A 17,223-nucleotide genomic window follows, 5' to 3' on the forward strand; every position below is an offset into this window, starting at 1 on the left:
TCTGAGCTTCCTTAAAGGGGTGGGAGTCGCTGATCACCTTAGACCAGCGGCAGCCGCCCGCTTGCGCGCCAGTGCGTCGACACCCGCGGCCAGGAGCAGGACGAACCCGGTGACCAGGTATTTCACGCTCGCACCGTACCCCATCAGCCCCATGCCGTTCTCGATGACCGCGACCACGGCGCCGCCGAGTATCGCGTCGAGCACCCGCCCCTTCCCGCCGAACAGGCTGGTGCCGCCGATGACCGCGGCGCCGACCGCGTACAGCAGCACGGAGCTGCCGCCGGTGTTCGGGTCGACCGAGCTGGCCCGGGAGGCGGCGATGATGCCGCCGACGGCGGCCATCGAGGAGCAGATCACGAACGCGCTGATCCTGATCCGGTCGACGCCGATACCGGCCCGGCGCGCGGCCTCCGCGTTCCCGCCGACCGCGTAGATGTGCCTGCCGAACGCGGTACGGCGGAGCACGAACGTCCACGCGACCAGCAGCACGAGGATCACGGGCACCACGATCGGCACACCCATGAGGGAGCTGATGGCCGGGTTGCGGGACCGCTCCAGGTTGAGCACGTAGACGACGACGCCGCCGATGACCGCCAGCGCCCCCACCCGGGCGCCGATCAGCGAGAGCGGGTCGGCGATCAGCCCGCGCTTGGCCCGCCTCCGCGACCTGACGAGCTGGAGGGCGGCATAGACGGCCACGCAGGCGGCGAAGAGCGCCCAGCCGAGCCAGACCGGCAGGTTCTTGTTGGCGATGGCGACGATGACGGAGTCCCGGATCGAGATGTTCGTCCCCTCGTCGACCAGCACCAGGACCAGACCCTGGAAGGCGAGGAAGGCCGCCAGCGTCACCACGAACGACGGTATGCCCACCTTGGCCACCAGCGTGCCGAGCACGGTGCCGATGACCACGCCGGTGAGGATGGCGGCCGCCACGCAGACGTACCAGGGCAGGCCCATGTTGGTGAGCGTCACCGCGAGCACCGCCGCACACACGCCGCTGGCGAAACCGGCCGACAGGTCGATCTCGCCGAGCAGCAGGACGAAGACCAGGCCCATCGCGATCACCGTGACGGCGGCGCCCTGGGTGAACAGGTTCGCGATGTTGATCGCCGTCATGAACGCGGGACGTGCGATGGCGAAGACGGTGCAGAGCACGAGCAGCCCGAGCACGGCCGGCAACGCGCCCATGTCGCCGCCGCGTACCCGCTCGATGTAGGCGGTGACGCTGTGCCCGATCGACGGCGACTGCGTCGCGGTGACGATCGCCTCGCCGGGGAGTTCCTTGACCTTGTTCATTGCGCGATCCCCAGGTCTCCGCTGCGGCCGGATGTGATCAGTTCGACGACCTGCGCGTGCGTCACGTCGGCGGTTCTGACCTGTGCGGCCATCCTGCCGAGGTAGAGCGCCGCGATCTGGTCGGAGACGGCGAAGACGTCGTTCAGGTTGTGCGAGATGAGCACGACCGCCAGGCCGGTGTCGGCGAGCCGGCGCACCAGCTCCAGCACCTGCGCGGTCTGGGCGACGCCCAGGGCGGCCGTCGGCTCGTCGAGGATGACGACCTTGCTGTTCCACAGGACGGCCTTGGCGATCGCCACCGTCTGGCGCTGACCACCCGACAGGCTGGACACCTGCTGCCTGATGGACTTCACCGTACGCACGGACAGGCCGTCGAGGGTCTGCGCGGCCAGTTCCTCCATCGACGCCTCGTCGAGGACGAGGCCGCTGCGGCGTTCCCTGCCGAGGAACATGTTCTGGACGATGTCGAGGTTGTCGCAGAGCGCGAGGTCCTGGTAGACGATCTCGATGCCGAGCTCGCCGGCGTCACGCGGGCCGTGCACCTGGACGGGACGGCCGTCGAAGACGATGTCGCCCCCGTCGATCGGGTAGATGCCGCCGATGCACTTGACCAGCGTCGACTTGCCCGCGCCGTTGTCGCCGACCAGGGCCGTCACCTCGCCGGCGTGGGCGGCGAACGTGACGTCGTGCAGGACCTGTACCGGGCCGAAGCTCTTGTCGATCCCGCGCACTTCGAGCAGGGGGGTCATGAGGCTCCCTTGGGGAGGGGCCCGGCCGCCTTTCACGGCGACCGGACCCGATTCCGCTTTCTTACTGAATTCCGGCTTCGGTGCACTTGGCGGCGAAGTCGCCGGTGCACAGCTCCGCCTTGGTCACATAGCCGTCCGCCACGACGTCCTTGACGTTGTCGAGGTAGATCGCCTGCGGTTCCATCAGCTCGGACGGTACGTCCTGGCCGCTCTGCGGGTCCTTGACGCTGCCGCTCGCCGTGGGCTTCTCACCCTTGGCCAGCGCGACCGCGAGCTTGGAGGCCGCGTCGGCCTCCTTCTTGACGGCCTTGTAGACGGTCATGCACTGGTCGCCGACCAGGATGTTCTGCAGGCCCTGAACGGTGGCGTCCTGGCCGGTCACCGGGACCTTGCCGTTGAGGTTGTTCTTCTTCAGGACCGTGATGGCGGCGTTGCCGAGGCCGTCGTTGGCGGCCAGGACACCGGCGATCTTCGGCGCGCTGGTCAGCATCTGCTCGAAGATGGTGCCGGCCTGGGTGTTGTCCCAGTCGGGCACGGACTGGTCAGGGCCCTTGACGAAGTCGCCCGAGTCGTACTTGGGCTTGAGCACGCCGTCGTATCCGGCCTTGAACAGGGTGGCGTTGTTGTCGGTCGGCGAGCCGTTGAGCTCGGCGATGATCGGCTTGCTGGCCTTCTTGTCGGTCAGGCACTTGACCAGGCCCTCGCCCTGCAGGGTGCCGACCTTGGTGTTGTCGAAGCTCACGTAGTAGGCGGCGCCGCCGCCCAGCGTCAGCCGGTCGTAGTCGATGGTGGCCACGCCCTGGGACTTGGCCTTGTCGATGACGGTCTTACCGGTGCCGCTGTCCAGGTTGACGATCATCAGCACGGTGGCGCCGTTGGTGATCATCTGGTCGGCGATGGTCTGGAAGGCCGTCTTGTCGTTCTGTGCGTTCTGGATGTCGTAGGCCACGCCGGCGGCCTTGAACGCCTCTTCCAGGTACTTGCGGTCCGCCGTCTCCCAGCGGGCCGAGGACTTGCTGTCGGGCAGGATGACGCCGATCTTGCCGGCCTTCTGCGAGCTCGACGCGGAAGACGTGGACGAGGTCGGACCGCTGTTGCCCCCGCAGGCGGTGAGACCGAGGGCTAGAACGGCGGCCGCGGCGGTCAGGCTGAGGATCCCCTTGCGCATAGTGCAGGGTCCTTTCTTCCGGAGGGCCCGGATGAATGTTGTTTGCGGCAACGTATTCCGGGACGGCCTGCTTTGGAAGACCTTCCAAGGGGGGAGTTTGTTGTTCCGGATAACAATCCAGAAACGCGCCTGACACCGTAGGTTCACCTACCGTGCGAGGCCGAGAGGGCCGTCGACGAACGTGTCGCCGGCCCGCACCAGCAGAGCTACCCTGATCGGAGCATCGGCAACATACCGTCGCCATCTTGGTACATTGGGGCGTTCTCGCAGGTCAGAGCTTTAGAAAGGGCAAGGCGCGGGGTCCAGCGCCTGCCTCAGGCCGGCCCGGTTGCCGACGCCGAGCTTGCGGTACACGCTGGTCAGGTGCACCTCCACGGTTTTGGGGGTGACGAAGAGGCGCTGGGCGCTGTCCCGGTTGGAAACGGCGGCATCCGGGCGGCTCAGGCGGCCAGGCTCTGGCCGATGAGGGCGACGGCCGAGACCGCCGCCACCACCAGGACGGCCACCCGCACCTTGCCGCCGTCGAGATACCGCCGCAGCGGCCCTGACACCAGGAACCCGAGCACCATCGGCACGATCAGCACCGCCCCCGTGGCCGCCGCCCGCCCGGAGAACTCCCCCACCAGAGCCAGGAGAGCGATCGACTGGGCGGCACTGAGGAAGAAGAACATCGCCAGCGTCGCCCTGATCTGCGGCCCCTTGGCGTTCTGGTAGACCAACGCGATCGGCGGCCCGCCGACGCCGGTCGCGGTACCGGTGACGCCCGAGACGAACCCGGCCGCCGCGACCGTCACCGCGTTGCGCGGCACACTGATCGCCCACGCCGTGAGCGCCACCGCCAGGAGCACCATGACGCCCACGAAGACCCCTCGCGTGTATACGGATATGTAGACCACAATGACGGCACCCACGAGTCCCCCAGGCACCCGCCCCAGCACTCCGAAAGCCACCCCGCGCCAGTCCACCTTCCGCCACTCCACGGCCAGCGTGAACAGTGGCAACGTCATGTTGACCACCTGGATGGCGGCGGGCATCAGGGAGTGGTCGAGCATGGTGAGCACGGGCGCGGCCACCAACCCCAGCCCAAACCCCACACTCCCCTGAACGATCGCCCCAACGAAGACCGCCAAACCGCCAACAATCAGGACTAATGCCGTCTGAGTCATGGAGGAGAGTCAATCATCATCACTTTTAGTTATCGTTCCAGCCCTTTACGTGACCGTGAACATGTAGATTCCTCTTAGACGCCGACGTAGCCTTCGGAGTGTGCGCATGAAGCAGAAAGCAACGACGATGCGCGTCAGCGTCGCAACAAGAGATCGCATCGCCCGAATTGCCCGACAGGAGGGCCGGAGCATGACCGAAGTCCTTGTCGACGCCATCCACGACTACGAGCAGAAAGCGTTCTGGGAGAGGGTCAACGAGCAGATCGAGCGTACCCAGAAGAAGGATCCCGAGGCATGGGCCGACTACCTCGCCGAACGAGAGCTCGTCCTGGGCCCGCCATCACGCTCGCGCCGGATCGCGCCGGAGTGGGAGGGGCTGATCACGTTCCCCGAGGAGACAGATGAAGATAACCCAGGGTGAGATCTGGTTCGCCGACTTCGGCGAGCAGCCAGCTGGTCGCGAGCAGGGCTATCCCCGCCCCGCTCTGATTATCAGCAATGACAATCTCAACCACTCGCGACTGGGACTGGTCTTCGCGGTCCCGCTGACGACGCGAGAACGCGGCTATCTCACGCACGTCCGAATCGCCGCGAAAGGCACCGGTCTGGCCAGGACCAGCTGGGCGATGGTGGAGCAGCTTCGCGCCATCTCCCCGGAACGGTTCGACTTCTATGTCGGCACCGTGCCGGACGAGGTGCTCGCCGACGCTGTCAACGTGCTCACGCGGATGATATGACCGGCGCCGCCCGGCGAAGTGAAAGTTCGCCGGGCGGTCGCCATCCACATCGTGTCAGATCCCGCGGTCGACAGTCGCCGACCCGCCTCAATTGGCGGCGTGCCCGTTCGACAGCCTCACCCGCATGCCGTCCAGGATGAGTGCCAGCCCCGCCTCGAACGACTGCTCGCCCTGCGGGTCGCCGGTCTCCATCAGCGCCGCTGTCAGCCGCGGATACCGTGCCTGAAAGTCCGTCATATCGGGCATCGACTCGTCCACTCCCCTCCGCGTCCGGTCGGCCTGCTCCTCCAGGACGAACCCGGCCACGTACCCGCTCACCGTGATCAGCCCCCGCGCCGCGTCCACCGCCGTGAACCCCGCCCGCTCCAGCACCTCCACCGTCCGCTCCACCATGGCGAACATCTCCGGCGACGGCCGCGTCCCCGCCGCCAGCCTGGCCCCGTCGCGGCGGGAGTTGAGCATCGCGCGGTCCCTGCGCGCGTTGTCGGCCACCCACTCGCGCCACAGCGCCGGGTCCGTCAGCACGGGCCGTTCCTCGTGCTCCGCCGCCATGGCCGCGGCCATCGCGTCGAGCAACTGCTGCTTGTTCTTGAAGTGCCAGTACAGCGCGGGGGCCTGTACGCCGAGCTCCGCCGCCAGCCGCCGCAGTGTGAGGCCGTCGAGCCCCACCTCGTCGAGCAGCCGGAGTGCCGTCGCGACGATCGTGCCTTTTTCGAGTGCCACGGTTGACAGCTTAACAACGTTCAATGCATCCTTAACGCTGTTAGATTTAACGCCGTTAAGGAGGCTCATCGTGATCCACACGGAAGGACTGCGGAAGCGGTACGGGGACAAGGACGCGCTCGCGGGCATCGACTTATCCGTCCCGGCGGGCACGGTCTGCGGGCTGCTCGGGCCCAACGGGGCAGGCAAGACCACCGCCGTACGCATCCTCACCACCCTCCTCCGCCCCGACGCCGGCCACGCCGAGGTGGCCGGGCTGGACGTGGTACGGGACGCGGACCGGCTGCGCTTCATGGTCGGGCTCGCCGGGCAGCACGCGGCCGTCGACGAGCTGCTCACCGGGCGGCGCAACCTGGAGATGTTCGGCCGCCTGTACCACCTGCCCAAGGCGACGGCCCGGCGCCGGGCCGAAGAGCTGCTGGAGCGGTTCGACCTGGCCGACGCCGCGAACCGGCGGGTCAAGACATACTCGGGCGGCATGCGGCGGCGGCTCGACGTGGCCGCCAGCCTGATCGTCTCGCCGCCCGTCCTGTTCATGGACGAGCCCACGACCGGCCTCGACCCGCGCAGCCGCCTCGGGCTGTGGGAACTGCTGCGCGACCTGGTCAGCGAGGGGACCACACTGCTGCTGACCACCCAGTACCTGGACGAGGCCGACCGGCTCGCCGACCAGATCGTGGTGCTCGATCAGGGTCGGGTCGCCGCCGCCGGCTCACCCGCCGAGCTGAAGCGGCGGATCGGCGGCGACCGGGTGCAGATCGTCTTCCGCGAGTCCGCCGACGTCCCCAAGGGCCTGGACCTGGTACGACGTGCGGTCGACGACCACACGGGGGACGTGGTGGTCGCCGATGGGCGGCAGGTGACCGTGGCGGTCGCGTATGGGGCGCAGTCGCTCATCCACATCGCCGGCGCGCTGGACGCGGCCATGATCCCGGTCGAGGACCTGTCCCTCCGCCGGCCCACCCTCGACGAGGTGTTCCTCCACCTGACCGGCCCGACAGACATGTCCCGACCGAATCTTCCGAGGTGACTCCCCATGACCGTGCTCCACGTACCCGCTCCACCGAAGACGCTCGGCGAGCGCCTGCGCTGGACGATCTCCGACTCCCTCACCATCGCTCGCCGTACCTACTCCAGGATCAGGGCCCAACCAGCGGAAATGGCCGGCTTCCTGGTGTTCCCCGTGATCATGACCGTGCTGTTCGGCTACGTCTTCGGCAGCGCGATCACCCTGCCCGGCGGGGGCGACTACCGCAGCTACCTGATGCCCGGCATCTTCATGCAGGTCATGGCGATGACCGCGACCGCGGCAGCCACGGCGGTCGGCGAGGACATGGAACGCGGCATCATCGACAGGTTCCGCGCCCAGCCGATCGCCCGCAGCGCCGTGCTCATCGGGCGCAGCGTCGCCGACCTGTCCCTGCACCTGCTGTCGCTGGCCTCGATGGTGGCGGCGGCCGTGCTGCTGGCGGGGTGGCGGGCGCACGGCACGTTCGGGCAGACGGCGGCGGCGTTCGGCCTGCTGGCCCTGTTTGGCTTCGCCATGATCTGGGTCGGTACGTACATCGGGCTGTTCGTCAAGAGCGGCACCCAGGCGGACGCGGCGACGTTCGGGTGGCTGTTCCCGATGACGTTTCTGGCCAACACGTTCGTGCCGACGGAGGGGCTTCCCGCGTGGCTCAAGCCGATCGCCGACTGGAACCCGATGAGCGCCATGGTCGCCGCCGCCCGTCAGCTGTTCGGCAACCCGACGTCACACTCCTCCGCCTGGCCGATCCAGCACCCGATCACGGCCGGGGTGCTCTGGTCGGTGGCGATTCTGGTGGTCTTCGCGCCCCTCGCCGTCCACCGCTACCGCTCCGCCTCCCGCTGACAGCGAAGAGCCGCCCGGCACGGGTGGTGCTGGGCGGCTCTTCAGGGTCGGGTGGTTCACCCCCGATATGGGCGCGTGAGGTCGCGCCCGCCCGGCCGCGGGAAGGGCGGCACGGGATCCCCGCGGCCTCCGCCCGGCTGGTGGCCGAGGCGGAAGCGCGGGAAGACCCGGAACTACTTCGCGAGGAGCGAGCGCAGGACGTACTGCATGATGCCCCCGTGCCGGTAGTAGTCGGCCTCGCCAGGCGTGTCGATGCGGACCACCGCGTCGAACTCCACCGTGCCCGCCTTGACGTGCACGGTCGCCGGGATGCCGCCCTTGTTGAGCTCCTCCACCCCGGTGATCTCGAACGTCTCCTCGCCGGTCAGCCCCAGCGCGTCGGCCGAGGCGCCCTCCGGGTACTGCAGCGGCAGCACGCCCATGCCGATCAGGTTGGAGCGGTGGATGCGCTCGTACGACTCCGCGATGACGGCGCGGACGCCGAGCAGCGCGGTGCCCTTGGCCGCCCAGTCACGCGAGGAGCCCGAGCCGTACTCCTTGCCCGCCAGCACCACCAGCGGGGTCCCGGCCGAGGCGTAGTTGACCGAGGCGTCGTAGATGAACGACACCGGCCCGTCGGCCTGGGTGAAGTCGCGGGTGTAGCCGCCCTCGGTGCCGGGTGCGATCTGGTTGCGCAGCCGGATGTTGGCGAACGTACCCCGGATCATGACCTCGTGGTTGCCGCGCCGCGAGCCGTAGGAGTTGAAGTCCTTGACCGCGACCTCGTGCGACTGCAGGTATTGGGCGGCGGGCGTGCCGGCCTTGATGGAGCCTGCGGGCGAGATGTGGTCGGTGGTGACCGAGTCGCCGACCTTCACCAGCACGCGGGCACCGGAAATGTCGGTAACGGGGTCAGGAGTCGAGGGCATGCCCTCGAAGTAGGGAGCCTTGCGCACGTACGTGGAGGAAGGGTCCCACTCGAAGGTGTTGCCCGTGGGGATCGGCAGCGACGTCCAGTGGTCGTCGCCCTTGAACACGTCGGCGTAGTCCCGCTCGAACATGTCGCGCCCGATCGAGGAGTTGACCACGGCCGCGATCTCCTCGGGCGACGGCCAGATGTCGCGCAGGTAGACCGGCGAACCGTCGGCGCCGAGGCCCAGCGGCTCGGTGTCGAGGTCGAGGTCCATGGTCCCGGCCAGCGCGTACGCCACGACGAGCGGCGGCGAGGCCAGGTAGTTCATCTTGACGTCGGGGTTGATCCGGCCCTCGAAGTTACGGTTGCCGGACAGGACGGCCGTAACGGCCAGGTCGTTGGCCTGGATCGCGTCGGAGATCTCCGGCTGGAGCGGCCCGGAGTTGCCGATGCAGGTGGTGCAGCCGTAGCCGACGAGGTTGAAGCCGATCTTGTCGAGGTACGGCTGGAGCCCCGAACGCTCGAAGTAGCCGGTGACGACCTGCGAGCCGGGCGCCAGGGAGGTCTTGACCCACGGCTTGCGGGTCAGCCCCTTCTCGACGGCGTTGCGGGCCAGCAGGGCCGCGCCGAGCATGACGTACGGGTTGGAGGTGTTGGTGCACGAGGTGATCGCGGCGATGGAGACGATGCCGTGGTCGATCTCGAACGTGGTGCCGTCGTCCAGCGTCACCGCGACCGGCTTGTGCGGGCGGGAGCCGTTGGCGCGGGAGTTGGAGGCGGGCGCGTCGGAGGCGGGGAAGCTCTCCTCCACGGCCTCGTCGACGCCGTCGCCGTCGAAGTCGGTGACATAGTTGCGCACGTCGCGGCGCCAGGTGTCCTTGGCGGCCGACAGGGCGATGCGGTCCTGCGGGCGCTTCGGGCCGGCGATGGACGGGACGACGGTGCCGAGGTCGAGCTCGATGTACTCGGAGAAGACCGGCTCGGGCGCCGACGGGTCGAGCCAGAGGCCCTGGGCCTTGGCGTACGCCTCGACGAGCGCGATCTGCTCCTCGGAGCGGCCCGTCAGGCGCAGGTAGTCGACCGTCTGCCCGTCGATCGGGAAGATCGCGCAGGTGGAGCCGAACTCGGGGCTCATGTTGCCGATCGTGGCCCGGTCGGCCAGCGGCACGGAGGAGACGCCGTCGCCGTAGAACTCGACGAACTTGCCGACCACACCGTGCTTGCGCAGGATCTCGGTGACCGTCAGCACCAGGTCGGTGGCCGTGGCGCCGGCGGGCAGCTTGCCGTTGAGCTTGAAGCCGACCACGCGCGGGATCAGCATGGAGATCGGCTGGCCGAGCATCGCGGCCTCCGCCTCGATGCCGCCGACGCCCCAGCCGAGGACGCCGATGCCGTTCTCCATCGTGGTGTGCGAGTCGGTGCCGACGCAGGTGTCGGGGTAGGCCTTGCCGTCACGGATCATGACGACGCGGGCCAGGTGCTCGATGTTGACCTGGTGGACGATGCCGGTGCCGGGCGGGACGACCTTGAACTCGTCGAACGCGGTCTGGCCCCAGCGCAGGAACTGGTAGCGCTCGTGGTTGCGCTCGTACTCGCGCTCGACATTGCGCTGGAAGGCGTCGGGGTGACCGAAGTAGTCGACGATGACCGAGTGGTCGATCACCATCTCGGCGGGGGCCAGCGGGTTGATGCGGGCCGGGTCGCCGCCCAGGTCGCGTACGGCCTCGCGCATGGTGGCCAGGTCGACCACACAGGGCACGCCGGTGAAGTCCTGCATGATGACGCGCGCCGGGGTGAACTGGATCTCCACGCTCGGCGCCGCCTTGGGGTCCCAGCCGCCCAGCGCCCGGATGTGGTCGGCCGTGATGTTCGCGCCGTCCTCGGTGCGGAGGAGGTTCTCCAGCAGGATTTTCAGGCTGAACGGGAGGCGGGCAGCGCCCTCGACGGCGTCCAGCCGGAAGATCTCGTATGACGCCTCGCCGACGCGTAGCGTGTCACGGCTGCCGAAGCTGTTCGCGGACACGGTGATTCGCCTCCTCCATAGACATTTGCTCAGTTGAATCCTGCCGCACCCCGGGAGCAGTAAGAACGTTAGGTAAACCTAACCCGCAGGGTCACGCGGCGGATGTCTTGACGTCAAGATATCCCGGAAAGTATCTCGACATCAAGTTAAACTGGCGCCAGCCGCCAGAACAGCAGGCCGATGATGGCGACGGACAACACAGGGGCCAGGATCTTCTGCTCGAACGTCTGGCCGGTCTTGATCCCGATCTTCCACGGCAGCACGAACCTGACCGACAGCGGCCACAGCACCGGACAGCCCCGCTCGGTCATGCAGTCGCCCACGACGTGGATGAGGCAGCCGATGGCCACGGCCAGGCCCAGCCAGGCGTAGCCGACCCCTTGCGACAGGAAGACGGCGTAGAGCCCGGCGGTCAGGCCGACGTTGATCATCGCCGAGCCGAGCCTGTTGCCCGGGATGCCGATGCCGATCGCGCGTAGGGCCAGCCCGATGAGCAGCACGACCATGATGTCGCGGCCGATCGGATAGGTGTTGGCCAGGAAGTGCGCCCCAAACCCGAGCGCCACCGCGAACGCCAGCGAATGCGTCGCCCCTCGGTGCCCACCGCTGGCCCAGTTGACGGCCTTGCTCAGCACCCAGGTGACCGGCCCGAACGTCTGCGCGATCGTCGCGCTCGGATGGTCCAGGTCGGGCAGCATGGCCGCGCCCGCGCAGACGATGGCTCCGGCGATGAACTCGGCCGGGGTGAGGGCGTTGGCCATGACCCCGGTCTCGATGAACCTGGTCGATTCGGTCAACATCGGTAGCGCGGCGAGCCCGGGCGCGAGCCCAAGCCAGGCGATGGCTCCGGTCATCGCATGCGAATGCCCCATCATGATCGAAACTGTACGGCAAAGCCGTTCTTTACGCGCGGGGACCCGCCTGCACGCGCCTTCGGCCGATCGCCGCCTCGCGACTTTGCCAACCCCATACCGGGGCAACTTTCCCGGAAATGCAGACGAGGTCGTCTCCTGCGGCGACAGCACCCCCCAGCCCTGCCGACGCGGAACGACCTCGTCTGCTCTGAACAACGGCGCTCTCCCGTCTCGTGTTCCCGGATTCCGCAACTTTTTCGTGATGTGTCTCACTCTGGGACACCGCTTGCGAACGACATATTGGCGATATATCTTTGAAGCATCGAGAACATACGTTAGAAGGAGATTCACATGACTTCCGCACAAGCAGCAGGCAGATCGTGGCCCGAGCCGCGCGAGTTCAGGCGTGCCGCCCGCGAGGCGCTCAAGGCCGTGGCCGAGGCGTGGGAACAGGGCGGACACCATCACCACCACCGCGGCGGCCCGCACGAAGAGCGGCAGCGCGGCCGGGGGCGCGGCTTCCCGCCCGAGTTCGGGCGCGGCCCCTGGGGTCCGTGGGGCCCCGGCGGACCTGGAATGTTCGGGCACCGCGGCGGCTGGGGCGGCCGGGGGGGCAGGAAGGCCAAGCGGGGCGACGTACGCGCCGCGATCCTGGCACTCCTGTCCGAGGAGCCGCGTAACGGCTACCAGATCATCCAGGAGATCGCCGAGCGCAGCGAAGGCGGCTGGAAGCCCAGCCCCGGCGCCGTCTACCCGGCGCTCCAGCAGCTCACCGACGAGGGACTGGTCGTCGCCGAGGAGAACGAGGGCCGCAAGACCTTCCGCCTCACCGACACCGGCCTCGCCTACATCGAGGCGCACGCCGACGAGATCCGCGCGCCGTGGGACGAGATGCGTCCCGACATCGACGACAACACGGCGGACCTCTGGGACATCTCCCGCCAGTCGGCATTCGCGATGATGCAGGTTTTGCAGACCGGGAGCGACGCACAAATCCGCGAAGCGCGTAAGACTCTGGTAGAGACCCGGCGCAAGCTCTACCAGATTCTGGCCGACGGCGACCCGGGCGAGGAGTAACGCATGACCGGCGCCACACTGGAAGGCCGGTTCGGGGAGAGCGAGGAACCAGTCATGGACCCCAACGATCTCCGCATCGGCGACGCCGAGCGCGAACAGACGATGGCCGACCTGCGCGAGCACTTCGCGCAGGGACGCCTTGACCGCGAGGAGCTGGACCAGCGCCTCGACCGGACACTGGGCGCGCGCACCGCCCGCGACCTCGCACAGATCACCGCCGACCTCCCCGGCCAGCGGCGGGAGTACGACTACCGCGAGCCGCAGGGCGGCTTCCCGCCCGAGGCGTTCGACAAGGACGCCTGGCGGGCGGCGATGAAGGCGCACCGGCACCAGATGCACGCGATGCGTCACGCGCAGCGCGACATGCGCCGGGGGTGGGGACGGCCGCACCGCGGGCCGGGGCCGTTCCTGCCGATTCTGTTCGGGTTGCTGTTCGTGGGGCTCCTGTTCGGCGGGTTCGGCATCGTGAAGGTGCTGTTCTTCGTGTGGATCGGGGCGATGGTCTTCGGCATGATCCACCGGCACTCGCACCGCCGCTGACCCCCTAAGCCCGATTTATGGGCATATATAGGTCCGATCGCCGCCGTCGGTCGGGGGCCGACGGTCGGCAGAATTCGGGCCATGTTTCAGCACCCGAACGGCCGTCATCACGAGATCCGCGGCCACCGCCTCTGGGTGGAGCAGGACGGTGCGGGTCACCCGGTCGTGCTGCTGGCCGGGCTCGGCCCGGCCGGCTCGCACGTGGTCTTCCATCCGCACTTCGACGCGCTGGCCGCGGACCATCGGGTGATCTACGTCGACCTGCACGGTCGTGGCCGTTCCGACCGCCCGGCCGACCTGGGCGAGGTCACCTTCGCGGGCGACGTGGCCGACATGGCCGCCCTGCTCGCCGAGCTCGGTCCCGCGCACCTGTACGGCTTCTCCTACGGCGGCCTGATCGCCCAGGCCATCGCCCTGGACCACCCGCACCTGGTCACGACCCTCACCCTGGCCAACTCCCTGCACAGCCCGGAGATGTGGCAGCTCAACCACGCCAACATCAACCGCGAGCTGGCCACCCAGCTGCCCGAGACGTGGGAACGCATCCAGGCGCTGCGGCGCTCCGGCCTGCCTTCCACGTCCGAGCCCATGCGGGCGGAGTTCGCCACGGCGGCGCCGCTGATCAGGTTCTACGATCCCGCCAACGCCGCCCTCCTGGCCACGGAGCCGGGCGCGCGTAACGAGGAGCTTTATCCGCTTTTCTGTGGTTCTGACATCGATTTCGTGATCGGTGGTCAGGTGCCGGTCATTCCGGACTTCCGGCCGCGGCTGAAGGAGATCGCCGTCCCGCTGATGGTGCTGGCCGGGCGGTACGACCGGGCCCTGTATCCGGCGCTGCAGCTCGACTTCCAGCGGTTCGCTCCGCAGGCGCGCTTCGAGATGCTGGAGCGCAGCGGCTCCTTCGGCCACGTCGAGGAGCCTGGGACCGTGCTGGATCTGCTGCGCGACTTCTGGCGGTCGGCATGAGCGTCGTGACCCCCGGCGCCACGACTTCGCCGCCGCCGCCTCCGGAGCGGTCGGCCGGGCGGGACTTCGGGCTGCTGTGGGCGGGGCAGTCGCTGTCGCTGTTCGGCGACCAGTTCATGACCCTGGCGTTGCCGCTGCTGGCGGTGACCGTCCTGGGCGCTTCCCCGGCGCAGGCCGCGTTGCTGCCGTTCGCGCTGTTCGTACCGTTCCTGCCCCTGGGCCTGCCCGCCGGGGCCATCGTCGATCGGCTGCCCCGTCGTACCGTCATGCTGGTCTGTGACGGGGTGCAGGTGCTGGCGTTCGGCGCGATCTGGGTGCTGGCCGCCGCCGGTGGGCTGACATTCCCGCTGTTGTTCGCGCTGATCCTGGTGAGCGGGTGCGCGGTGGTGTTCTTCCAGGTCGCGTACACCTCCTACCTGCCCAGCCTGTACGACGAGGCGGACGCGCTGCATCGCGGCAACACGCGGCTGGCCTTGTCGGAGTCGGCCGCCAAGGCGCTGGGTCCGATGGCGGCCGGGCCGGTCATCGCGGCGCTCGGGCTGGTCGGCGCGATCGCGGCCAACATGGCCACCTTCGCCGCGTCACTCGCTTCTCTGGCGTTGATCCGCCACCGAGAGCCCGGCTCGGCTGCTTCGGGCGTCGCCCGTGAGCCCGGCTGGATGCGGCGCGACATCGCCGAGGGTCTGCGGTTCGCGCTCCGGCATCCGATGCTCCGTCCCGTCCTGGTGTGCGGCACGACGTACGTCCTGTTCCTGTCCATGGTCGAGACGAGCCTGGTGCTCTACTGCCGCAACGTCCTCGGCCTGTCCCCCGGCTGGATCGGCGTGGTGATCGGCGCCGCCGCGGCGGGCTACCCGATCGGCAACCTACTGTCGGCCCGGCTGATCCGCCGCCTCGGCTCGCCGCGCACGCTCGTCCTGGCCGCCTCAGTGTCCGTCCTGGGCATCGTCGCCATGCCCGCGCTCGGCTCCCTCGGCGGCCCGACCGGCGCGATCGGGCTGGTCGCGGGCAGCATCATCCACTGCGTCGGCGAGGGCGCCTTCAGCCCCACCTCCCTCACGATGCGCCAGGTCCTCACCCCGGCGGCCCTGCTGGGCCGGGTCGGGTCGGTGCAACGGTTCCTGCTGTGGGGCGCCATCGCGCTCGGCAGCCTGCTGGCCGCCGGGGCGACCGCTCTGGGCGGGCTCGCCATGGCGGTGTGGATCGGCGCGCTGGGCACCGTACTGTGCCTGCCCGCCCTGCTCCAGCGCGGCATCCGGGCGGAGATGACGTCTCGAGCGTGACCGCGTCACGGGGTCGCGTCGCGGACCAGCAGGGCCGCCTGCACCCGATTCGCGCACTGGAGTTTGGTGAACATGCGGCTCACGTACGTCTTGACGGTCGCCTCGCTCATGTGGACCCGCCTGCCGACCTCGGCGTTGGACAACCCTTCGGCCACCAGGGCGAGAATGTCCGACTCGCGGGCCGACAGGACGGCCAGTCGCCGGACGGCTTCGCGCCGGCGCTCGTCCTCGCCGGGCGGGACCATACCGATCACCTGGCGGGTCACCGCCGGTGACAGGTACGCCTCCCCGGCGTGGACAGCGCGCACCGCGCCGATCAACTCCTCCGGCGTGCAGTTCTTCAGGAGGAAGCCGGAAACACCCCGTTGAAGCGCAGTTCGTACGTTGTCGTCGTCGCCGAAGGCCGTGAGCATCACCACACACGGCCCGTCCAGTTGCGCGGCGGCGGCCAGGCCGTCCAGCACCGGCATGGTGATGTCGAGGAGGGCCACGTCGATGCGGTGGCGGCGGGCGAGTTCCACGGCCTCGCGCCCGTTGCGCGCGCTGGCCACGACCTCGATGTCGGCGGCCGACTCCAGTACGGTCCTGATGCCCGTGGTGATGAGCGGCTCGTCATCGGCGATCAGCACCCTGATCACGCGACGACCTCCAGAGCGAGAGGCAGCATCGCGACCAGCCGGAACGTGTTCGGCTCGTCGTGGACCCGCAGCAGCCCACCGGCCAGGCGCACGCGTTCCGCCAGCCCGGTGAGCCCGGTGCCGCCCGTGGGACCGGTGCCGCCCGTGGGACCGGTGCCGCCCGTGGGACCGGTGCCGCCCGTGGGACCGGTGCCGCCCGTGGGACCGGTGCTGTCTGTGGGGCCGGTGCTGTCTGTGGGGCCGGTGCTGTCTGTGAAGGCTGTTTCGGCGGGACCGCGCGCCGCGCTGGCGACGCCGAGCAGGAGGGCGTCGAGCTGCCAGTCGAGCGAGACGGTGACCGGCGAGCCGGGGGCGTGCTTGGTGGCGTTGGTCAGTCCCTCCTGGACGACCCGGTAGGCAGCGTGGCCGGCATCCGCGCCCCCGAGCGGGGCGGCCCGGCCGGAGCGTTCGAGCCGCACGGCCACACCGGCCCGCCGGAACTCCGTGACCAGCGCGTCGATCCCCTCCAGCCCGGGCAAGTCATCGCGACTCAGCCCGGATGAGTCGTCGCGACGCAGGCGGCCCACCGCCACATGCAGCTCGTCCATGGCCGCCCGCGCGGCGCCCGCGAGGTCGCGTACCACCTGCCGTTGGTCCGGTGGCAGCGAGGCGACCTCCAGCGCCGCCGCCTGTACCGACACCAGGCTGAGCGCCTGGCCCAGGGAGTCGTGCATGTCCCGCGCGATGCGCAGCCGCTCGCGCAGGCGCTCCCGTTCGGCGACGAGCTCGCGCTCGCGGCGCAGGTACTCGTCCTGCCGGGTCAGGTAGCGGCCGGCCACCACGGGCAGGACCACCAGCACCACGGCCCGGGCCAGGACGAGCCACGGCTCGGGCGGCATCGCGGCACGGTTCGGGATCATGATCAGCAGTCCGACGTAGGCGACGGTCGCACCGATCGGCAGGACCATGTCCCGGCGCGACAGCATGCGGCGCCCGGCCTGGTAGCTCGTACAGACCAGCAAGGCCAGTGACGCGCCGGACACCACCGCCATCGAGACCGCCACCACGAACACCACGAACGGCATCCGGACACTCAGCACCAGGACGAGCGCCGTCAGCACCGCGTACGCGGCGAGCCCCCAGCCGGTCGTCCCGTCCAGCCACAGCAGCGTCGCATCGGCGATCACCACAACGGTCCCGACAGCAAATCTGGACATACGCGTCACTTTACTGACGCCTCAACTCGCCAACCTTCGTGT

Annotated in this window: 18 protein-coding genes; 8 read left to right on the plus strand and 10 right to left on the minus strand. The window is 69.1% G+C overall.

The features are described 5' to 3' along the window. Window positions 1-33: 33 nt before the first annotated feature. The 5 genes from KME78_RS21895 to KME78_RS21915 form a co-directional block, all read right to left on the minus strand. On the minus strand, window positions 34-1,296 hold the full coding sequence (locus KME78_RS21895) for a sugar ABC transporter permease (RefSeq protein ID WP_219530988.1): 1,263 nt from the start codon (window positions 1,294-1,296) through the stop codon (window positions 34-36). Then, window positions 1,293-2,045 carry an ATP-binding cassette domain-containing protein gene (locus tag KME78_RS21900; RefSeq protein ID WP_219530989.1) on the minus strand — a complete coding sequence of 251 codons (753 nt, stop codon included), beginning with the start codon at window positions 2,043-2,045 and terminating at the stop codon, window positions 1,293-1,295. The genes KME78_RS21895 and KME78_RS21900 overlap by 4 nt, the downstream gene beginning before the upstream one ends. 61 nt (window positions 2,046-2,106) lie before the next feature. Continuing rightward, window positions 2,107-3,213: a sugar ABC transporter substrate-binding protein gene (locus KME78_RS21905; protein WP_219530990.1), complete on the minus strand. Its 1,107-nt coding sequence runs from the start codon at window positions 3,211-3,213 to the stop codon at window positions 2,107-2,109. 279 nt (window positions 3,214-3,492) lie between these two features. Continuing rightward, the gene (locus KME78_RS68030; protein WP_219531223.1) at window positions 3,493-3,657 is read right to left on the minus strand and encodes a helix-turn-helix domain-containing protein; all 165 of its coding nucleotides are present in this window, start codon (window positions 3,655-3,657) and stop codon (window positions 3,493-3,495) included. Further along, window positions 3,654-4,379 (minus strand): sulfite exporter TauE/SafE family protein, encoded by a 726-nt coding sequence (locus tag KME78_RS21915; protein WP_219530991.1) that lies wholly within the window; start codon window positions 4,377-4,379, stop codon window positions 3,654-3,656. The genes KME78_RS68030 and KME78_RS21915 overlap by 4 nt, the downstream gene beginning before the upstream one ends. Window positions 4,380-4,479: 100 nt before the next feature. Here KME78_RS21915 and KME78_RS21920 point away from each other — a divergent pair, with 100 nt between their 5' ends. Together KME78_RS21920 and KME78_RS21925 are read left to right on the plus strand one after the other, a co-directional pair. Continuing rightward, complete coding sequence (locus tag KME78_RS21920; protein WP_219530992.1) at window positions 4,480-4,800, plus strand: hypothetical protein; 321 nt, start codon at window positions 4,480-4,482, stop codon at window positions 4,798-4,800. Continuing rightward, entirely contained in the window at window positions 4,781-5,116 is a 336-nt protein-coding gene (locus KME78_RS21925; protein WP_219530993.1) for a type II toxin-antitoxin system PemK/MazF family toxin, read from the plus strand. The genes KME78_RS21920 and KME78_RS21925 overlap by 20 nt, the downstream gene beginning before the upstream one ends. An 87-nt stretch (window positions 5,117-5,203) precedes the next feature. Here KME78_RS21925 and KME78_RS21930 read toward each other — a convergent pair whose 3' ends face one another. Next, a complete protein-coding gene (locus KME78_RS21930) occupies window positions 5,204-5,839 on the minus strand; it encodes a TetR/AcrR family transcriptional regulator C-terminal domain-containing protein (RefSeq protein WP_219530994.1) in 636 nt (211 codons plus the stop codon). A 70-nt stretch (window positions 5,840-5,909) separates the two neighbouring features. Here KME78_RS21930 and KME78_RS21935 point away from each other — a divergent pair, with 70 nt between their 5' ends. After that, window positions 5,910-6,869, plus strand: a complete 960-nt coding sequence (locus tag KME78_RS21935) for an ATP-binding cassette domain-containing protein (protein WP_308127068.1) — start codon at window positions 5,910-5,912, stop codon at window positions 6,867-6,869. Window positions 6,870-6,875: 6 nt separating this feature from the next. Beyond that, window positions 6,876-7,712, plus strand: a complete 837-nt coding sequence (locus KME78_RS21940; protein ID WP_219530995.1) for an ABC transporter permease — start codon at window positions 6,876-6,878, stop codon at window positions 7,710-7,712. A 173-nt stretch (window positions 7,713-7,885) separates the two neighbouring features. Here the strand turns inward: KME78_RS21940 and acnA are convergent, their stop codons facing one another. Both acnA and KME78_RS21950 read right to left on the minus strand, forming a co-directional pair. Further along, complete coding sequence (gene acnA, locus KME78_RS21945) at window positions 7,886-10,627, minus strand: aconitate hydratase AcnA (protein WP_308127069.1); 2,742 nt, start codon at window positions 10,625-10,627, stop codon at window positions 7,886-7,888. Window positions 10,628-10,773: 146 nt separating this feature from the next. Then, window positions 10,774-11,502, minus strand: coding sequence for a metal-dependent hydrolase (locus KME78_RS21950; protein WP_219530996.1), 729 nt, complete (start codon window positions 11,500-11,502; stop codon window positions 10,774-10,776). Window positions 11,503-11,832: 330 nt separating this feature from the next. Here KME78_RS21950 and KME78_RS21955 point away from each other — a divergent pair, with 330 nt between their 5' ends. The 4 genes from KME78_RS21955 to KME78_RS21970 all read left to right on the plus strand — a co-directional run bounded on the left by KME78_RS21955 (window position 11,833) and on the right by KME78_RS21970 (window position 15,347). Beyond that, window positions 11,833-12,558: a PadR family transcriptional regulator gene (locus KME78_RS21955; protein ID WP_219530997.1), complete on the plus strand. Its 726-nt coding sequence runs from the start codon at window positions 11,833-11,835 to the stop codon at window positions 12,556-12,558. A 3-nt stretch (window positions 12,559-12,561) separates the two neighbouring features. Continuing rightward, window positions 12,562-13,098, plus strand: coding sequence for a DUF1707 SHOCT-like domain-containing protein (locus KME78_RS21960; RefSeq protein ID WP_219530998.1), 537 nt, complete (start codon window positions 12,562-12,564; stop codon window positions 13,096-13,098). An 81-nt stretch (window positions 13,099-13,179) separates the two neighbouring features. After that, window positions 13,180-14,064 carry an alpha/beta fold hydrolase gene (locus KME78_RS21965; RefSeq protein WP_219530999.1) on the plus strand — a complete coding sequence of 295 codons (885 nt, stop codon included), beginning with the start codon at window positions 13,180-13,182 and terminating at the stop codon, window positions 14,062-14,064. After that, window positions 14,061-15,347 carry an MFS transporter gene (locus KME78_RS21970; RefSeq protein ID WP_219531000.1) on the plus strand — a complete coding sequence of 429 codons (1,287 nt, stop codon included), beginning with the start codon at window positions 14,061-14,063 and terminating at the stop codon, window positions 15,345-15,347. The genes KME78_RS21965 and KME78_RS21970 overlap by 4 nt, the downstream gene beginning before the upstream one ends. Window positions 15,348-15,352: 5 nt before the next feature. On the opposite strand, the gene KME78_RS21975 is transcribed toward KME78_RS21970, so the two are convergent. Together KME78_RS21975 and KME78_RS21980 are read right to left on the minus strand one after the other, a co-directional pair. Continuing rightward, window positions 15,353-15,985, minus strand: a complete 633-nt coding sequence (locus KME78_RS21975) for a response regulator (RefSeq protein WP_219531001.1) — start codon at window positions 15,983-15,985, stop codon at window positions 15,353-15,355. After that, on the minus strand, window positions 15,982-17,181 hold the full coding sequence (locus KME78_RS21980) for a sensor histidine kinase (protein WP_219531002.1): 1,200 nt from the start codon (window positions 17,179-17,181) through the stop codon (window positions 15,982-15,984). The genes KME78_RS21975 and KME78_RS21980 overlap by 4 nt, the downstream gene beginning before the upstream one ends. Window positions 17,182-17,223: the final 42 nt, after the last annotated feature.

The organism is Nonomuraea guangzhouensis (assembly GCF_019396345.1).
Taxonomy (GTDB): domain Bacteria; phylum Actinomycetota; class Actinomycetes; order Streptosporangiales; family Streptosporangiaceae; genus Nonomuraea; species Nonomuraea guangzhouensis.

What these genes read in the sequence shown, in the direction of transcription:
- KME78_RS21955 (WP_219530997.1), top strand. Translation starts at nt 11,833, where the DNA reads ATGACTTCCGCACAAGCAGCAGGCAGATCGTGGCCCGAGCCGCGCGAG.
- KME78_RS21970 (WP_219531000.1), top strand. Translation starts at nt 14,061, where the DNA reads ATGAGCGTCGTGACCCCCGGCGCCACGACTTCGCCGCCGCCGCCTCCG.
- KME78_RS21940 (WP_219530995.1), top strand. Translation starts at nt 6,876, where the DNA reads ATGACCGTGCTCCACGTACCCGCTCCACCGAAGACGCTCGGCGAGCGC.
- KME78_RS21960 (WP_219530998.1), top strand. Translation starts at nt 12,562, where the DNA reads ATGACCGGCGCCACACTGGAAGGCCGGTTCGGGGAGAGCGAGGAACCA.
- KME78_RS21895 (WP_219530988.1), bottom strand. Translation starts at nt 1,296, where the DNA reads ATGAACAAGGTCAAGGAACTCCCCGGCGAGGCGATCGTCACCGCGACG.
- KME78_RS21915 (WP_219530991.1), bottom strand. Translation starts at nt 4,379, where the DNA reads ATGACTCAGACGGCATTAGTCCTGATTGTTGGCGGTTTGGCGGTCTTC.
- KME78_RS21900 (WP_219530989.1), bottom strand. Translation starts at nt 2,045, where the DNA reads ATGACCCCCCTGCTCGAAGTGCGCGGGATCGACAAGAGCTTCGGCCCG.
- KME78_RS21925 (WP_219530993.1), top strand. Translation starts at nt 4,781, where the DNA reads ATGAAGATAACCCAGGGTGAGATCTGGTTCGCCGACTTCGGCGAGCAG.
- KME78_RS21980 (WP_219531002.1), bottom strand. Translation starts at nt 17,181, where the DNA reads ATGTCCAGATTTGCTGTCGGGACCGTTGTGGTGATCGCCGATGCGACG.
- KME78_RS21905 (WP_219530990.1), bottom strand. Translation starts at nt 3,213, where the DNA reads ATGCGCAAGGGGATCCTCAGCCTGACCGCCGCGGCCGCCGTTCTAGCC.
- KME78_RS21950 (WP_219530996.1), bottom strand. Translation starts at nt 11,502, where the DNA reads ATGATGGGGCATTCGCATGCGATGACCGGAGCCATCGCCTGGCTTGGG.
- KME78_RS21965 (WP_219530999.1), top strand. Translation starts at nt 13,180, where the DNA reads ATGTTTCAGCACCCGAACGGCCGTCATCACGAGATCCGCGGCCACCGC.